The sequence below is a fragment of the Mesorhizobium sp. WSM4904 genome (assembly GCF_029674545.1).
In the GTDB taxonomy this organism is placed as follows: Bacteria; Pseudomonadota; Alphaproteobacteria; order Rhizobiales; family Rhizobiaceae; genus Mesorhizobium.
This window is the reverse complement of sequence record NZ_CP121354.1, coordinates 3,927,599-3,944,261: the sequence shown is the minus strand read 5'-3', so window position 1 is coordinate 3,944,261 and position 16,663 is coordinate 3,927,599. Positions and strand designations below refer to the sequence as shown.

Genomic DNA, 16,663 nt, shown 5'->3' with positions numbered 1-16,663 from the left:
GTCAGCAGGACCCCTGCTATACCTCGCTCCAACGCAGGAAGAGCGAGGATAGAGCAATGATCGACAGCGGCTTTGAAACCAAATCCCTCAGGATGGAACTGCTTCTGCTTGTCAGCTTCCAGGCGCCGGCGGCCGATGTCGAGCGCATCATGGAGGCGGTCGTGGCGATCACGCCGCTGCGCATGGGCAAGTATGACGGCAACGCCTATCAGTCGGCGCAAGGCGTCGAGCGCTACCGGACGCTGGAAGGTGCTGCCGCGGGCGCCGAGATCGAGCTGCGCCGGCGGCCGGGCACGGTCGAGGTCTCGTTCGAACTGCCGGACGACCAGGCCCTTGCGGCGCGCGTCGCCGAGGCCATATTCCAGGCGCACTCCTACGAGGAGCCGGTCATCCGCATCCAGCCGCTGCTGGCCAGCCGTTCCAAGGGCCTCGACGATCGAGCCAATCCGAACCGCTGGTGGAACACGACCGGCGACTGGAAGGTCGCGGCGGAGTGATGCCGGAACTGGGAAATCGCCCGATGAACGAAGTCGCGCCATGAGTGACGAGGCTACCCGTAAGCCTGCATACGACCCTCAGGATCTGGCGCGGCTGTTGGTTTCTCGCCAGCAGGCGGGAGATGCGGCAGGCATGGCGGCTCTCTACGAGCCCGATGCCGTCCTCCACACCGGCGGCGCACAGTTGGCGCGCGGCAGGGACGCCATCCGCAGCTTCTACGCCAAGCTGGTGGCCGCGGGGCAAAGATTTGAGCTTGGAGATCAGCGTCCGGCCATCGTCAACGGAGATTTGGCGCTCACCTCCACGCGGCTTCCCGATGGCACGGTGACTGTGGAAATTGCCCACCGGCAAGGCGACGGGACTTGGCTTTGGGTGATCGATCAGCCGTCCATACTTCCATGGCCCGCTGTTGGCACCCGAACCGAAACGATCGCGAAAGCCCTCGCGGGCTTGACTTTCCGGGCGCGTTCTTTATGTGTCGCGCCAAGTTTCCCGCGTCCGGGTGTTTCCCCGTGCTCCAGCGGCCAAAACTCCACGAACATTAACGGACGAACATCATGGCCAAAGCCGCAAACATCAAGATCAAGCTTCTGTCGACCGCCGACACCGGTTTCTTCTACGTGACCAGCAAGAACAGCCGCACCAAGACGGACAAGCTGTCGTTCCGCAAGTACGACCCGATCGCCAAGAAGCATGTCGAGTTCAAGGAAACCAAGATCAAGTAATCTGGTCATCCTGGAAATGCCGAAACGCCGCCCACTGGGCGGCGTTTTTGTTTGAACTGGCGGCCAAGATCCAGTGTTCGTTTCATCCCAGGCGGAGCAAGCCGCGAAGTGGCGTCGCGGAAACCCTGCGATGATGAAGCGATGGGCGCTGCGACCGGTCGTTAGACCGCCGTGCACCGGAGCTAAAGCATGTCTCCCGAAAGTGGGAACCGGTTTCGGGACAAAGACATGCGCAAAATCAAAAGCCTAAAAGCGCAGGGAGCGAATCCGAAGGATCGCGACGCGCTTAGCCAACGGATCTATGGGCCGTTTCCTGCCCGTGGCCGAGGGCCCAGGGCGAAAACGGTTCCAGCCCGTTTGTGCGCGAGGTTGAACATATTTGCGGGAAATGGGGGCCGGTCGGCGGTTGGCAGCGGTACGAGGAGGCCACTATGTGCCAGCGCCGGCCGGCCGACCCCACGGACCCAGGAGATGCGGCGGACCTGAGCATCATGGGGTATTTTTCGGATCGAGCCGGGCAGTCTACCCTCGTGCCGGCTTCGTCTTCGGTCTATGCGACGCAGATTTGCGCAAGAACGTATGAAAATCAACCATTTCTTAACCACGGCTGGCGAATCGCTTGGGTTAAGGTAAATTCCTAACCTTGCTGGATGATCCGATATTCGCTGCTTCCACCAACGCATGTCGCTCAAAAGTATGTGGCGGTTTTGAGAAAACGGCATGCATAGATCAAAAGACCTAAGTCGCGTCGCCCAAATCCGTTCAGCGCGACGCGCCTAGGCAGCCTTGGCGACAACCCGGTTGCGGCCGCCGCTCTTGGCTTCGTAGAGCGCAAGATCGGCACGCTTCATCAGCGCCGCGACCGTATCAGATCCCTTAAGCACCGACGACACGCCGACGCTGACCGTCACGTCGATCGTCTTGCCGTCGGTCCCGACTGCGAAGGGCACCTGTGCGATCTCGGCGCGGATTCGCTCGGCCACCTTCTCGGCGACGAGCCCATCGGTGTCGGGCATGACCACGACGAATTCCTCGCCGCCGAACCGGCAGGCGAGGTCGATGCCGCGCACGTTCTTGCGCAGCCGCCGCGCGAACTCGCGCAGCACGTCGTCACCCCCGTCATGGCCGTGAGCGTCGTTGACGGACTTGAAGCGGTCGAGATCGGTGATCATCACAGACAGCGGCCGCCGCCGCGCCACGGCGCGGTCGAACAGCGTCTGCAGATGACTGTCGAGGTAGCGGCGGTTGTGCAGCCCCGTCAGCCCATCGGTCACCGCCATCTCGATGGTCTGGGTGACGCTGGCGCGCAGCTGGTCGTTGTAGCGCTTGCGCCGCACCTGCGTACGCAGGCGCGCCGTCAGCTCGTGCTGGTCGATCGGCCGCGTCAGATAGTCGTTGATGCCGAGCTCGAGGCCCCGGATGATGCGCCCCTCCTCGCCCTCATCGGCCAAAAGGATGATCGGCAGGAAGCGGGTGCGGTCGAGCGAGCGCAGTTGCGAACAGAGCCTGAGCGGATCGAAATCGGAGAAGGCCGTCGAGACCAGCACGCACTCATAGGAAGTTTCGGCGGCCTGGAAGAAGCCGGCATTCGGATCGGTGGCGACGTCGAGCTCGGCGCTGCCGCGCAGCATCTTGCGGATGCGCTCGATCGACGACTTGCGCTCGTCGACCAGAAGCACGCTGGGCTTGGTGTCTTCCGTGGCGAAGTTGCGGCTCAAAAGCTCCTCGATGCCGATGTTGCGCGTGGTCGAGGCGCGCAGCCGCAATTCGTCGGTCAGTGACTTCAGTCTGACCAGGCTCTTCACCCGCGTCATCAGCTGCAGGTCGTTCACCGGCTTGGTGAGAAAATCGTCGGCGCCGGCCTCGAGGCCGCGCACTCGGTCCGACACCTGGTCGAGCGCGGTGATCATGACCACGGGAATATGCGAGGTCGCCGGGTCGCTCTTTAGCCGCCTGCACACCTCGAAGCCGTCCATGCCGGGCATCATAACGTCGAGCAGCACGACATCGACCTTGCCATTTTCGCAGGTTTCGATCGCGTCCGGGCCGTTGCCGGCCGTCAGCACCTCGAAATATTCGGCGAGCAGCCGGACCTCCAGCAGCCGCACATTGGCGGGAATGTCATCGACGACGAGGATCCGCGCGGTCATTTCAAAGGCTCCGGCTCGGCATCAGGCATCGCCCAGATAGGATTTGATCGTCTCGATGAAGCGCGGCACCGAGATCGGCTTGGAGATATAGGCCTCGCAACCGCCCTGGCGGATGCGCTCCTCATCGCCCTTCATCGCGAAGGCGGTGACGGCGATGACCGGGATAGAATGCAATTCGTCGTCTTCCTTCAGCCATTTGGTCACCTCCAGGCCCGAAACCTCGGGCAACTGGATGTCCATGAGGATCAGGTCGGGCCGATGCTGGCGCGCGAGATCAAGCGCTTCCAGGCCATTGCGTGTGCGAACCGTCTCGTAACCGCTGGCTTCGATGAGGTCCCGAAAGAGCTTCATGTTGAGCTCATTGTCCTCGACGATCATGACCTTCTTAGCCATCAATTTCCCGTCCCGACTGTCCCCGGAACCGAAGACCGCCGTCATGCGTCCTTGCCGGATCGCACCCAACCCGCACGTACCTTACGTCAATATCATTGACGAAACGCAAATCAGCCGTTGGAAAAGCACACCGATTCCGCTTGCGGGTGCAGGGCCGAAGCGGCTGAGGCTTGCCGCAGGCGACGCTTGCCATTACTTCGGATGGAAGACTCAAAATCCACATCAGCAAAGGTAGCGATGGCGAACGCAGCGTCAATGCGCGAGGAGGCGGAAACCCTTGCCGTCAGGGCGCTGGGCTTCATCGCCGGCGATCCGGAGCTGTTGCCCCGCTTCCTGGCGGTCACCGGGATCGAGGCAAACTCGATCCGCAAGGCGGCTGAGGAGCCGGGCTTTCTTGCCGGGGTGCTGCAGTTCATCCTCGCCCACGAGCCGACGCTCCTACGCTTCGCCGAGGAGACCGGCACGCCGCCGGCCGCCGTCGGCAAGGCCTTGCGGGCGCTGCCGCTCGGCAATGACGACCATGAGCGTTCGACATGAGCGACGATCCCGAGACCGCGCGCCAGATCGAGGAGCTTGCCGCCGACGACCGGCCGCTCTTGGTGCTCGACGTGGACGACGTCGTGCTCGAATTCGTCCGGCCGTTCCCGCATTTCCTGAAGACGCGCGGCTTCCGGCTGACGCTCGCCTCCTTCCGGCTCACCGGCAACATCGCCGAGACGGCGTCCGGCCGGCTGATCGAGCAGGCCGAGGTCACGGCCCTTCTCGGCGATTTCTTCGATGCCCAGGCCGATTGGCAAAGCATCACCGACGGTGCGGCGGAAGCGCTGGCGTCGCTCGGGCGGCGCGCCGAGATCGTGCTCCTGACCGCGATGCCGCACAAGCATCGTGCCGTGCGCCGCGCGCATCTCGACGCACTCGGCCTCAACTACCCGCTGCTGACCACGGAAATGGCGAAAGGACCGGCCATCGCCAGGCTGCGCGGCGCCAAGGGAAGGCCCGTCGCCTTCGTCGACGACCAGCCCTCCAATCTGATGTCGGCGCGCTACTCGGTCGCCGACGCGCACCTCTTCCACCTGATGGCCGACAATGCGCTGCGCGCCTTCCTGCCGCCGACGCCGGACGACATCACCGCTGTCGACAACTGGCGCGAGGCTGCGCCGAAGATCGCGGGCGCGCTGGGGCTATGACTTGAGCGTTCAGGGCTGCAGTTTCGCCCCTGCCCCGCCATTGTCATCCTGGCCCGAGCCGTCGTCCTGAACCGCATCGGCCGGCTTCAGCATGGCGCCATTGACCTTGACCGAGCCGTCGGCCTTGGCATTGATCACCCACTCTAGCCGGCCATCCGGCAGTGTCTTGCCAAAACCCTTGACGGCGAGCGCGAAGGGGAACGCCTGCGCCAATTGCGCATCGCTCTTGGCACCCTCCTGCAAGGCCTCGACGATCTTGTCGTAGCCCGCGACATCGACGGTGACGGTTGCATCCGGCTTCTTGCCCGGAAACGTCATCTCGCCTTCCATCGCGACCTCGATGCTGCCGTTCTTTACCGTGCTGTGCCCGAGGACCAATTTCGGCGTCTTGGCCAGGAAATCGGCGACCAGAGCGTCGCCGAACTCATCCGACAGCGGTGGATTCTTATTGAGATCAAAGGCCTCGATCGCCTTCTTCGCCATGGTGTCGAGATCGATATTGGCGCCGCCGAAATTGAGGTCGACATCCGTCGGCAGCAGCGCGATGCTCCAGCCGGGCAGCGTCTGTTGCGGGATCGTCAGGTCGGAGGCCTTGATGGCGTAGTCGACTTTGCCGCTCTGGGAGACGCCGTCCATGCCGACCGTCGTGCTGAACTGCTTTGCCCCGAACTTGCCGACAGGGCTCTCCACCTCGAGATCCTTGAAGCCATAGTTGCCGTCTATCCTTTCCCACACGGGCAGCGCGGCCTGCAGCAGCGTCTTGAGCTCCGCTTGGTTGGCCTTGAGCTTGGCTTCGTCCTCATTGGCCACGGCAAAGGCAAGCAGGTCGAGCAGCGGCTTCGTCCGCACGCCCTTGCCCTTCGCATCCACCGACAGTTCCGGCGTTCTCAGCGTCAGCGGAAAACTCATTCCATTGTCGGGATCGTCGATCTTGATCGTCTCGACGAAGCTCAAGACCTTCTGCGTCGCCGTGAAGTCGACGCCGCCATTGGCCGACTTGGTGGCGGTAATGGTCGCGGTGCCGGCGCCAGCGGTGACGTCCGCCTGCTGCTTGGCTTCCCGCGATGTCATCGTCATGCCGGCCATTGAGCTCGCGCCGCTGGTGAAAGCGGCGAGATTCGGATCGTAAACGGCGGTGCCCTTGCCGTCCTTGACCGCGAGTTGCATGCTTTGCGGGCCCTCCGGCCCGTTGAATTCGAAGGCCATGCTTTGCGAGAAATCCGAGGCGACGTCCCAGGATCCGTCGCTGCGCGGCTTCACCATCAAGGCATAGGGCGCGAGATCGAATCTCAGCGGCTTCTCTTTCGGCATGGCATCGACCAGCGCCTTGATGTCGAGCGCGATCTTGTAGGCGCCGCCTTCGACCGAGACCTTGAGCACGCCCTTGTCGAACGCCTGCCTGCCGAAGTAGCGCGCCAGATTGTCGGAAAGCTGCTTGGCGCCCTGACTGTCGACCGTCTGGGCCACAGCAGGCACGCTGACCGCAAGAGCCGCAACAATTGGCAAAATACGCTTCACGTCGGTTCTCCGTTCTCGGAAGGCGAAAATCGTTTCGTGCTTCTGGTAGGAAAGATGCGTTACAGCCGCAAGACGACGACTGTACGCCAAAAGCTCATGCCGCTAAAGCACCAGCCGCATCAGCGGCCTGCCGGGCTTGCGCTCAAGAAGCCTCTCGAACCCGGCCTTCTCGAACACCCGCGACGAGCCGACGAACAGCCCGATCGAGCGCGAATCGCGCGACAGGTCGATCGGGCAGGCCTCCAGCAGCCTGGCGCCGTTGTCGCGGGCAAAGGCGATGCCGCCATCGACGAGGCGGTGCGTGATGCCCCTGCCCCGCGCCTTGACGCGGATGAAGAAGCAGGAGATCGCCCAGACGTTCGGATCGCCGGCATCGGCAGGATCTACCGGCGCCGAACCCCTGCCCTGATTGTTCCATTCGGGCACGTCGGCGCGCGGGCCGATCTGCATCCAGCCGACCGCCTTGCCGTCCTCGAAAGCCAGAAGCCCCGGCGGCGGGCCGGCTTCGATACGCGCCTTGATATGATCCTTGTTGCGTTCGCGGTTGCTGGCCCGGCGCTCCGCCGGCGTCAGCCGGAAATGCGTGCACCAGCAGCCGTAACAGGCGCCCTGCTTGCCGAAGAGGTCCTCGAAGTCGACCCAGCGCTCAGGCGTCAGCGGTGCTATGGTCGTGCTCATGCATTCTCCCCAGGCCAAGCTTGTTGCCGGCCCTGCGCTGTCGTACCATTGCGTTTGTTCTCTTTATGTTCGCAGCGATGGCGGCTCCTGTCAATAATCCCGAACACGGTTTTTGCCGCGACTGCCTGGCGCTGCAGCGCGCCGAGACGCGCCGCTGCGAGCGCTGCGGCAGTCCGCGGCTCGTGCGCCATCCCGAGCTCTACCGGCTGCATATTGCCCATATCGACTGCGACGCCTTCTACGCGGCGATCGAAAAGCGCGACAATCCCGCGCTGAAGGACAAGCCGGTGATCGTCGGCGGCGGCAGGCGCGGCGTCGTCTCCACCGCCTGCTACATCGCCCGCATCCAGGGCGTGCGCTCGGCGATGCCGATGTTCAAGGCGCTCGAGGCCTGCCCCGAAGCCGTGGTCATTCCGCCCAACATGGAAAAATATGTCGGCGTCGGCCGCCAGGTGCGCGCGCTGATGCAGGCGCTGACGCCGCTGGTCGAGCCGCTGTCGATCGACGAGGCGTTTCTCGACCTCGCCGGCACCGAGCGGCTGCACGGCATGCCGCCGGCGCTTGTGCTGGCCCGCTTCGCGCAGACCGTCGAAAAGGAGCTTGGCATCACCGTTTCCTCCGGCCTTTCCTACTGCAAATTCCTGGCCAAGATCGCGTCGGACTTCCGCAAGCCGCGCGGCTTTTCGGTCATCGGCGAAGCCGAAGCGCCAAGCTTCCTCGCGGCGCAGCCGGTGACAATGATCTGGGGCGTCGGCAAGGCGCTGGCCGCGACGCTGGAGCGCGACGGCATCCGCATGATCGCCCAGCTGCAGCGCATGGAGCGCGGCGAGCTGATGCGCCGCTACGGTGTTATGGGCGACCGGCTCTACCGGCTTTCGCGCGGCGAGGACGACCGCCGCGTCGACCCGGACGGCGACGCCAAGAGCGTGTCGGCCGAAACCACTTTCGACAACGATATCGGCTCCCTGGCGGAACTGGCGCCGGTGCTGCGCGGGCTGTCGGAGAAAGTCTCGGCGCGGCTGAAGAAATCCGGCATTGCTGGACGCACAGTGGTGCTGAAGCTGAAGACGCAGGATTTCAAGCTCCGTACCCGCAACCGCCAGCTCGGCGATCCGACCCGACTTGCCGACCGCATCTTCCAGACCGGGCTTGATCTCTTGCGACGCGAGGCCGACGGCACGAAGTTCCGGCTGCTCGGCATCGGCGTCAGCGATCTCTCCGACGACGGCAAGGCCGACCCGCCGGATCTGGTCGACCTCCAGTCGCGCAAGCGCGCGCTGGCCGAAACGGCCATCGACGAGCTGCGCGACAAGTTCGGCAGAAAGGCCGTCGAGACAGGCTATACGTTCGGCAAGGGCCGCAGCGCCAATCCGCCCGAGCCGCTTGAGGATTGAAGCCGGCCGGCAGTGCAGCGGTGGTCAGGTGCGCTTCAGGTCGATCCGGCTCGTCACCATGGTCTTGCCGGTTTTCGGATCGACATCCGTCACGGTCAGCCGCATGCCGTCGCTGCCGGTCTTTTCGACGGTCAATTGCGCCTTGCGGTCGCCATTGACCTCCTTTGCCCAGCGGATGCCGAGATTGAGCGCATTGCCCGAGCGGCTGCCGTTCAACTGCGCCGGTCCCGTGCGCGAGCCGATATAGACGCCGCTATAGCCCCTGCCGGTGGCCTTCAGATCCGCGCTGATCTCCCGCGTCATCAGGATGAGCCCGCGACATTTGCCGTCGAGCGACAGCGAGGTCGAGGTAGCGCCGGATTTGAAGTCGCAGGAGATATTCACCGTCGGCGCGCTGGCGCTTACCTTGTAGGTGCCGTTGCCGGCGAAGCTGCCCTGAAACGAGCGCAAGAAATCGGCATCGTCGGCACGTGCGTCCGTCGCCGCCGTCAGGCAGCCGGCGAGCAGACACAACATCATCGATTTCATCGGAATCTCCCCCAGCATCGAAAGGCTGCGAATATGACGACTCGAACGCCTGCGACGGCCGCAGGTTCCGCCTTCATCGTGACTGTTTTTTAACGCCGCCCCGGCGCGGCCCGGACTGGCCCAGTCGAATGCGTCGACTAGCGGTTGCAGTCGAAGGTCCGGCTTGCGAAATAGCGCCATGGCACCCGCTCCCTCGATCACCAAGGCCGCCCTCTGGATGGCGCTGTCGATCGCCTCGTTCCTGGCGATGTCGGTCGCCGGCCGCACGGCGACGGCCGCGCTCAATGTCTTCCAGGTGCTGGAGCTGCGTTCGGTGATCGGCTTTTTCATCCTGCTGCCGTTGGTGATGACGAGCGGCGGCTTCAAGGCGATGCGCACCGAGCGCCCGCTCGCCCACCTCGCGCGCAACGTCGTTCATTATGCCGGCCAGGCCGCCTGGCTCTATGCGCTGACCTTGATTCCGCTGGCCGTGCTGATCTCGATCGAGTTCACGACCCCGATCTGGACCGCGATCCTGGCGGTGAGCTTTCTCGGCGAAAGGCTGTCGCGGCCAAGGCTGACGGCGATCGTGCTGGGGCTGATCGGCGTGGTGATCATCGTGCGTCCGGGCGTCGGCTCCATCGATCCCGGTCACCTCGTCGTGCTGGGGGCCGCGATGTGCTTCGGCGTGTCGGTGGTCATGGTCAAGTCGCTGACGCGCACCGACAGCGTCGTGCGCATCATCTTCTGGATGCTGATCATCCAGTCCGCGGTCGGCCTCGTTCCGGCGCTCTACGTCTGGCGCAGCCCGGCGGTCGAACTCTGGCCGTCGATATTGGTGGTCGCCTTCACGGGCATGTCTTCGCATTTCTGCATGGCCCGCGCGCTCAGCCACGCCGATGCGACCGTCATTTCGCCGATGGATTTCCTGCGCGTGCCGCTGTCGGCGCTGATCGGCTGGCTGCTCTATCACGAACAGATCGACGTCTTCACCGCCGGCGGCGCCGCGCTGATCCTGGCCGGCAACCTGCTCAACCTGCAGAAGAAGGCGCCGCAGACGGCCGAAGTCGCCGCCTCGTAGCTACAAGCCATTCACTGGTCGGTCGCCTGGTTCAGCCGCCGCGTCCACAGCAGCGCTCAGTCGTAGACGCCATCAAATAGAAATTCGTTGTCACCGCCGGCCTTGAAATGTCCGGCGTACAAGCCCGTCGGCAGCAGCAAGGCTTCGCCTGCGCCGTTGCGCAATACTACAGTCTTCGGTCCGGTCGTAAGCTGAAATGGCGGATCAAGCACGGCGCCGTCGATTTCGACCTGGCCCGGCAACGGTGTTCCATCGGCGCCGTAGAGCGCGTAGCTTCCAGCGATCGGAACCTCAAAGATCTTCCGCTCACCGGGATGAAGGCGAGCACCGGCGATCCTGAGATTTGGCGCGACACGGACGTAGCTGTTCAAGATCACGGGCGCGACCACTGGATAGATATAGTCCATCCGATAGGACCACAGGATCAACTTCGGCGGAGATTTGCTCAGGACGCTGTACGCCTCGGAGCGCCCGCTTTCCCGCAAAGTCTTGAGCACATAGTGTTTGTCGAGCCACAAGGTGGTCGGCTCCATCCGGTTGGGCAGCATTCCCACGCCGTCGAAGTACCGCTCATTCGGTGCAAGCAACGACTCCGCGCGCGCCACCAGTTCAAGTTGAGCCGCATTGTCGAAGCGAAGGTAGAGCAGATTGGCAACGAAGCTTATGGCCATCGCCGTGGCCAGAGCTATCCACGCGAGGCGCAGGTAACGCGTACGGGTTGCGATACCGTCGAGCATCGTCAATGACCATAGCGACATGAACGGCAACGCCATGATGAACACGTATGGCCACGGCTGGTCGTGCGCGAAAACCAGCACCGTGATGACGACGGAGAAGATCAGCGCAATCCGCCTCCGTTCATCGAGCTTCATGATCTGCGTCAGGGACAGAGCCATGCCGGCGAAACAGAAGACGTAAAGAACATAGTTCCGCGCCAGCGTTTGAACCACGAAGCGCCTCAGCCCCCCGTAGTCACCGCCCCCGCGCGCCGCGATTTCAAGAGGGCCGAATATGAGGTTCCTGGCAATCGGAACAGGATCGGTGCCGCCGAAGATGAAGCAATAGGCAACTATGGGAACGGTCCACCCCAGCACGAGCCATACGCCGCGGACGATGCCTGTCGCGTAGCGTCTCATCAACGCTGCGTCAACGACCAGACCAAGGCCGAGCGCAAGATTGAAGTAGAGCGATTTCTGAGTAGCGAGAAACGACAGGCCACTTAGTACGCCGGCGGCGACCAGCTGCCATCCCCTCAATTCACGCGCCCGCAAAACGACCAGCAGCGACGCAACGGCGAAGAACACCGCCAGCGGTTCGGCGATGGTGCGAAAGATGCGCTCCATGAAATTCGAGAAGCACAGGAGGAGAAGGACGATGATCAAGGCACGCACGCGGTCTTCGCCAAGGGCGCGGGCGCATGCATAAACGAAAGCAATGGTCCCGCACGCCAGCAGTGCAGTCTGCATACGGCCGGCAAGCAGAATCGACGTGGCATCCCAGCCAACCTGGTGGGCGATCTCGTAGAAAACCGCATAGCCGACCGCCTTGGCATGCCAAATCGTGCCGAACAGGCCATTGGAGAAATACTTGGCCCATCCGAGTTGGACGAATTCGTCCATGACAAAGCGAGCGTTCCAAGCCAAGGTGAAGAGCAAAATGATCTTGAGCGCAATCAGGACGCTCAGAAAAATCATTGCTTGGCGCTGCCCGAAACCGAACAGCAGGCTTGATCTGTGTGCAAGTGCTCGCGTGTCCAAGATACCCCCGACCCCTGGCTCAGACAGAGCCACCCGCGTACCGCCGGCTGCGCCCCCGATCGCTACCGCCCCGCCCGCAAACAGCGAATTTGAGGAGGGCAACTTCACCTCGGTCTCGACGTGGTTATTTGCCCGAACACCGTGCCGAAACCGCGTTGCGTTATCTTGGTCGCGCATGTGGATAGTGGGTTCTTGCCGAGTCCGCCCGTTTAGCTTGCATCGAGCGGACTTTAACAACTGTTAGCCTTCTGCCGTTAAGAAATGCCTATATTCATGCATGATAACCTGCTCTCCCAAATAATGTGGAGACTTGAAAGGACAGCGCGTGCTGCAATCCAAATTCACGTCGGGCTTTGTCTGCCCAACCTGCTATGCTGAGCTTGCGGCCGGCCCAGTTACCCTAACATGCAAGTCTTGCTCCGCCATCTATCCCATACGACAGGGCATTCCGTTCTTTGCCGAGCCACCGGTAAGGCAAGGCTTCGACGCCAGCTTCCATGAAGAGGCGTATGCCGGCACCAGCACCCGCGCCCGCCTCTACAATTCGCTGAAACGACTCATCACAAGCGAGTATTCACCGCACGACACGCTGAACTCGTTTCTAGCATCGGTGCCTGAACACGCTATAGTCATTGAGTTCGGCTCCGGCGCTCGGCGCATCCGCTCCGACGTGCTCAATATAGACTTGTTCCCCGCACCGAATGTCGATCTCGTCGCGGATATCGAGCACACCCCCCTTCCGAGCAACTCAGTCGATTACGTCATTCTGGATAGCGTGATCGAGCATGTTCCCAATCCGGCTGCGGTGGTCGATGAAGTGATGCGCGTCCTGAGGCCAGGAGGCAAGCTGCTGTGCATCAACCCGTTCCTGTTTCCATATCATGGCTACCCCGCTCATTACTGCAACTTCACGAAGGACGGAATCGAGCAGCTTCTTCGGCGGTTTGGAAGCGTTGAGGTTCAAACGCATCAGGGACCGACGAGTGCAATCGTCAACATCCTTTCCGAGTACGTTGGGGTAATTGTGGGTCGGGAGAACCGGACCCGCTACATGTTGGCGAAGGGCGCAGTCTTAACGCTAACATTCCCGCTCAAGTTCATCGACAAATTGCTTGTCGATCGCCCAGAGAGTCACCGGATCGCCAGTATGCTCAGCACCATCGCGATCAAATAATTCGACTGGCGTGTAAGTCGGCACACATCACGCCTAACACCCGCGGCACAGGCCGACAGGCGCTGGCTTTGATCGCGGGACAATCGGTTTAGAGACTACCAAGTCAACATTTCGCAATAGTTCGGCCAGTCAGGCAAAGCCGATACCCTCTGCGCTTTCGGAAAATACCGTCGCGCCATGACTGCAAAGTCCGAGCGTGAAAACAGCACGACATGCTTGTCTCCGGTTATGTGTCGGTCCGCAAGAAGTGAGAGCGTAGCGCGCACGCCACCCGGCTCGATGTCCTTCAATATGATCTTCCGGCAAGCCCAGCGTTCGCAGCTGTCGGCCAGCGACTTGAAGAACGCGCCGCGTTGATCGACCGGCACATGGTGGATGACGTCGGAAATTGTCACGGCATCATAAAGCCCGGTTACGCTGGCGAGATCAGTCGCAGGCAGAAGTTCAACCCTCGCCCGATTTACGTCGCTCAAGAATGTGCCGATTGAAGGAGCTAGATCGCACATCGTAACCGCCAAGTCAGGGCGTCGATTTAGGAGCCGCTCGATAAGCGCGCCGTCGCCGCCGCCGATGTCCAATATCTTCGCGCCATTCGGCAATTCGCGATCAAGAAAATCGGCAATGAGGTTGAGATTGACGAACACGCGACGATAGACATTGCCAACCGGCTCAAAATGCCGGCCAAGAACCTTCCGCGCGACCTGACCTGGTGCCAGCATTCTTACTCCTCGTTTCTCATTGATTGGCGGTTTGCCAGGCGGATGGATGATGTCGGCATGGCTGCGGGGCGCAGATAGAGACGCGGTAAGATGGCCCAGTGCGCAGCGGCAAAGTTCCAGACGAATAGGACGATGGTGGCGGCTGGAGTGGCAATCGCAACACCAAGACCGAAGCCGGAACACAGGACAACCATCATGGCCACCGAGATTGGATAAGCCGCTACCACGCCTCCTACGAAGCGCGTGAATGCCTTCAAGCGAAGTGGCTCGGCAAAGGTGAACCGGCTGTGCAATGTGTATCCGATCGGCGTTACAGTCAGGAACGAAACCAGGATGCCCAGCAGGTAGTGTCCCCCCAGGCGATCGACCGCGATCATGATGGCGTTATGCGCAATGGCGCATGTCAGCCCCACCAGCGTGTATCGCCACCCTCGTTCCACAAGCGGTCTTTTGCGGGGACCCGCGCCCTGCTCGTCCGTGGACATGGCTGGACCAGGCATCGGCGTCAGAAAGCCCCTGTCAGTTTCGCGCGAAGCCGGCATGCGACACGCTCCCGCAACCGCGAGTCACGCAAGTAGCGCCTCATGCCGCTTGGTCCGAGCGAGAGTACGACACGCGCAGCGCGAAGCAGTGCCTTCGAGTCGCCTCCTGACGCGGCGGCCAGCGACACGTTAACGCTGATCGACGCCCGGGCGGCAGGTTCGACCCTGCGTCGGCTGCTCGCCGGAAGCCCGGGAAGATGGCGCTCCATGACAATTTGCATTTGCGACCGGAACTCGCTGACGTCACGGGACCCGGTGACAGTCAGCGAACTGCCGTGAACCCGAAAGGCCGTCGTGATCTCGTCGTGATAAAGGACAGGACCGGTACCGGCGAGCTTCGCCCAGATGTCCCAATCCGCCGTATACCATAGTTTCTCATCCATGCCCCCGCACGCCAGCCATGCGGTTCGACGGAATACCGGAGCAGGCACAGAGACAAAGTTTTGCACAAGCAGCCGCTCCAGCAGGAATTGAGCTCCGAGCACCTTGTCGGCCGGCAAAGGGCAGTTCCAGCGCCCAACTCGGTGTCCGTAGCGGTCAATGATGGCGGTCGGAGCCAAATGAAGCGCGGCTTCGGGCGAGCCACCGAGCCAGCGGCGAGCGGCCTCGACGCGCCCGGGCAGCCACAAGTCGTCTTGGTGGAGGATGCAGACGTGATCAGCGGTCGCTAGCTCGACGCCCAAGTTGGTCTTCGTCTGCCAAGGCGTGAGGTCCCTTCGCTGAAGCAGCCGGAGCGGTAATCGGTGGGCAAATCGCTCGACGATGGCTGCGGTAGCGCTCGTCGGGCTGCTGTCGACAACGATTATCTCCAGATCGCCGGTCGGCTCGGCAACCAGCGAGTCAAGTGTTGCTTCAATCCATGCAGCCCCCTCGTGGACCGGCATGACGACGGATAGAAATGGTTTTTCGCCCACACAGCTACCTGCTCGAGTTTCGGCTTGAAAGCCGGTCGGGCGGTCAGAACGCACGCCTGTCATCCAGATTATCAAGCAGCAGCTTGAGCACAAAGCCGGCCAGCACCATGGACATGCCGGCCACGCAGGCGGTGGTGATCACAAAGGTCAGGTGCACCGACTGCTCCATCGGACCACCGACAAAAATCCAGTGCAGCGCCAGCAACACGTCCGCGACAAAGCCCGCCGCCGCGAGCACGCCACCGGAAAAGACCAGCCATTCCAGCGGGCGGCCGCGCATCAGCCAGGGCACGATCCGACCCCCGTGGCCCGGGTGATAGATAGCGATCGCCACCTTGGCCAACATGCCGAAAAGGATCGCCGAAAGGCCAATCAGCGTGGCCATTGCCGAGAGCGCGACGAAGTGAATTCCGAAATACCACCCACCGATCCGGACAGGTCCCGCGGCGAGGGCCGCAAGGCCAACAGTGCCAGCCATCAGCAAGGTCGCTCCGGGTATGAGATACATGGTGTTGGGTGCATGGGCCACGATCAGCCGCAAATGTCGCCAACCGTCGCGGAACGAACGCAGATGAGGTGGGCGGCCACGCTTGTCCGGATAGAGCTTGATCGGCACCTCGCGGATCACGAGGCCCGCGCGATGCGCGTTGATGACCATCTCCGAGGCGAATTCCATGCCGGGCGAGCGGGCGCCCATCCTGCGGAACGCATCGCGGGTGAACCCTCGCATGCCGCAATGAAAATCGTGTATCGGAGACTGGTGAAGCCAGCGGGCAATCGTCGAAAGCAGGGGATTGCCGAGATAACGATGCAGCGGGCGCATGGCGCCGGGCTCGATACCGCCGGCGAAGCGATCCCCCATGACCAGTTCGGCACCGTCCTCCAACGCGTCGATGAAGTCGCCGAGGCTGCTCCAGTCGTAGGAATCGTCCGCATCCGCCATGATGAGGTACTTGCCTCGCGCAGCTTCAGCCGCCGCGCTGATCGCCGCGCCGTATCCCTTGACCCGCTGGTGCACGACACGCGCGCCGAGGGACTCGGCAATCTCAACCGATCGGTCGCTCGACCCGTTGTCCCCGACGACGACCTCACCGATGAGGCCCCGCTTTGCAAAAACGTCAAGCGCCTTGCGGATGCAGATGCCGAGCGTGCGCTCTTCGTTCAGGCAAGGGATAATGGCCGATACGAGAGGTGCAGCCGCATCATCACTGCGCAGAGAGTCCAGATCGGTCTGGACCGTCGCGAAATTCGACTTGTCTACCATCGTGCCCCGCTCCTGCCCAATCGCCAGCCTTACTGACAAGCAGACATACGCCCCAACATTTCCGCAGCCTACCTGCAACCTTAGCAAGAACAAGTTAGTCAATGATATACAGAAGCATTCACCGTTGAGCGAATGACATGGTTTGGCGAGTACTTGGCGGGA

18 protein-coding genes are annotated in these 16,663 nt (G+C 62.3%); 8 read left to right on the top strand and 10 right to left on the bottom strand.

The genetic code is table 11. The annotated features are described in order from the left end of the window. Positions 1-56: 56 nt before the first annotated feature. From QAZ47_RS18785 to rpmG, 3 genes are read left to right on the top strand one after another with little or no spacing between them, the layout of a single operon-like run. A complete protein-coding gene (locus QAZ47_RS18785; protein WP_278230363.1) occupies positions 57-497 on the top strand; it encodes a hypothetical protein in 441 nt (146 codons plus the stop codon). A gap of 40 nt (positions 498-537) precedes the next feature. Then, entirely contained in the window at positions 538-1,122 is a 585-nt protein-coding gene (locus tag QAZ47_RS32115; protein WP_347567152.1) for a nuclear transport factor 2 family protein, read from the top strand. Next, positions 1,056-1,223 carry a 50S ribosomal protein L33 gene (gene rpmG / locus QAZ47_RS18775; protein ID WP_040995604.1) on the top strand — a complete coding sequence of 56 codons (168 nt, stop codon included), beginning with the start codon at positions 1,056-1,058 and terminating at the stop codon, positions 1,221-1,223. Before QAZ47_RS32115 ends, rpmG begins: the two co-directional genes overlap by 67 nt. A 776-nt stretch (positions 1,224-1,999) precedes the next feature. Here the strand turns inward: rpmG and QAZ47_RS18770 are convergent. Both QAZ47_RS18770 and QAZ47_RS18765 read right to left on the bottom strand, forming a co-directional pair. Beyond that, entirely contained in the window at positions 2,000-3,373 is a 1,374-nt protein-coding gene (locus tag QAZ47_RS18770; protein ID WP_278230362.1) for a PleD family two-component system response regulator, read from the bottom strand. Between the two features lie 21 nt (positions 3,374-3,394). Continuing rightward, positions 3,395-3,766, bottom strand: coding sequence for a response regulator (locus QAZ47_RS18765; protein ID WP_027166515.1), 372 nt, complete (start codon positions 3,764-3,766; stop codon positions 3,395-3,397). 237 nt (positions 3,767-4,003) lie between these two features. Here QAZ47_RS18765 and QAZ47_RS18760 point away from each other — a divergent pair, with 237 nt between their 5' ends. Next, positions 4,004-4,303 (top strand): DUF3572 domain-containing protein, encoded by a 300-nt coding sequence (locus QAZ47_RS18760; protein WP_278230361.1) that lies wholly within the window; start codon positions 4,004-4,006, stop codon positions 4,301-4,303. Beyond that, positions 4,300-4,953, top strand: coding sequence for a hypothetical protein (locus QAZ47_RS18755; RefSeq protein ID WP_278230360.1), 654 nt, complete (start codon positions 4,300-4,302; stop codon positions 4,951-4,953). Before QAZ47_RS18760 ends, QAZ47_RS18755 begins: the two co-directional genes overlap by 4 nt. Positions 4,954-4,962: 9 nt before the next feature. Here QAZ47_RS18755 and QAZ47_RS18750 read toward each other — a convergent pair whose 3' ends face one another. After that, on the bottom strand, positions 4,963-6,471 hold the full coding sequence (locus QAZ47_RS18750; RefSeq protein ID WP_278230359.1) for a hypothetical protein: 1,509 nt from the start codon (positions 6,469-6,471) through the stop codon (positions 4,963-4,965). Positions 6,472-6,573: 102 nt separating this feature from the next. Further along, on the bottom strand, positions 6,574-7,149 hold the full coding sequence (locus QAZ47_RS18745; RefSeq protein WP_278230358.1) for a GNAT family N-acetyltransferase: 576 nt from the start codon (positions 7,147-7,149) through the stop codon (positions 6,574-6,576). A 65-nt stretch (positions 7,150-7,214) separates the two neighbouring features. Here QAZ47_RS18745 and QAZ47_RS18740 point away from each other — a divergent pair, with 65 nt between their 5' ends. Continuing rightward, positions 7,215-8,543: a DNA polymerase IV gene (locus tag QAZ47_RS18740; protein ID WP_278202206.1), complete on the top strand. Its 1,329-nt coding sequence runs from the start codon at positions 7,215-7,217 to the stop codon at positions 8,541-8,543. Positions 8,544-8,567: 24 nt separating this feature from the next. On the opposite strand, the gene QAZ47_RS18735 is transcribed toward QAZ47_RS18740, so the two are convergent. After that, positions 8,568-9,071 (bottom strand): hypothetical protein, encoded by a 504-nt coding sequence (locus tag QAZ47_RS18735; RefSeq protein ID WP_278202205.1) that lies wholly within the window; start codon positions 9,069-9,071, stop codon positions 8,568-8,570. A gap of 178 nt (positions 9,072-9,249) precedes the next feature. Here QAZ47_RS18735 and QAZ47_RS18730 point away from each other — a divergent pair, with 178 nt between their 5' ends. Further along, positions 9,250-10,131: a DMT family transporter gene (locus QAZ47_RS18730; protein ID WP_278230357.1), complete on the top strand. Its 882-nt coding sequence runs from the start codon at positions 9,250-9,252 to the stop codon at positions 10,129-10,131. 56 nt (positions 10,132-10,187) lie between these two features. Here QAZ47_RS18730 and QAZ47_RS18725 read toward each other — a convergent pair whose 3' ends face one another. After that, complete coding sequence (locus QAZ47_RS18725; protein WP_278230356.1) at positions 10,188-11,888, bottom strand: hypothetical protein; 1,701 nt, start codon at positions 11,886-11,888, stop codon at positions 10,188-10,190. 310 nt (positions 11,889-12,198) lie between these two features. Between QAZ47_RS18725 and QAZ47_RS18720 the strand changes: the two genes are divergently transcribed. Next, positions 12,199-13,062, top strand: coding sequence for a methyltransferase domain-containing protein (locus QAZ47_RS18720; protein ID WP_278230355.1), 864 nt, complete (start codon positions 12,199-12,201; stop codon positions 13,060-13,062). Between the two features lie 95 nt (positions 13,063-13,157). Here the strand turns inward: QAZ47_RS18720 and QAZ47_RS18715 are convergent, their stop codons facing one another. From QAZ47_RS18715 to QAZ47_RS18700, 4 genes are all read right to left on the bottom strand, one after another. Beyond that, the gene (locus tag QAZ47_RS18715; RefSeq protein ID WP_278230354.1) at positions 13,158-13,781 is read right to left on the bottom strand and encodes a class I SAM-dependent methyltransferase; all 624 of its coding nucleotides are present in this window, start codon (positions 13,779-13,781) and stop codon (positions 13,158-13,160) included. A gap of 2 nt (positions 13,782-13,783) precedes the next feature. Next, positions 13,784-14,158: a GtrA family protein gene (locus QAZ47_RS18710; RefSeq protein WP_278230353.1), complete on the bottom strand. Its 375-nt coding sequence runs from the start codon at positions 14,156-14,158 to the stop codon at positions 13,784-13,786. Between the two features lie 128 nt (positions 14,159-14,286). Beyond that, positions 14,287-15,291, bottom strand: a complete 1,005-nt coding sequence (locus QAZ47_RS18705) for a glycosyltransferase (RefSeq protein WP_278230352.1) — start codon at positions 15,289-15,291, stop codon at positions 14,287-14,289. Next, positions 15,281-16,501: a glycosyltransferase family 2 protein gene (locus QAZ47_RS18700; RefSeq protein ID WP_278230351.1), complete on the bottom strand. Its 1,221-nt coding sequence runs from the start codon at positions 16,499-16,501 to the stop codon at positions 15,281-15,283. The genes QAZ47_RS18705 and QAZ47_RS18700 overlap by 11 nt, the downstream gene beginning before the upstream one ends. Between the last annotated feature and the right edge of the window lie 162 nt (positions 16,502-16,663).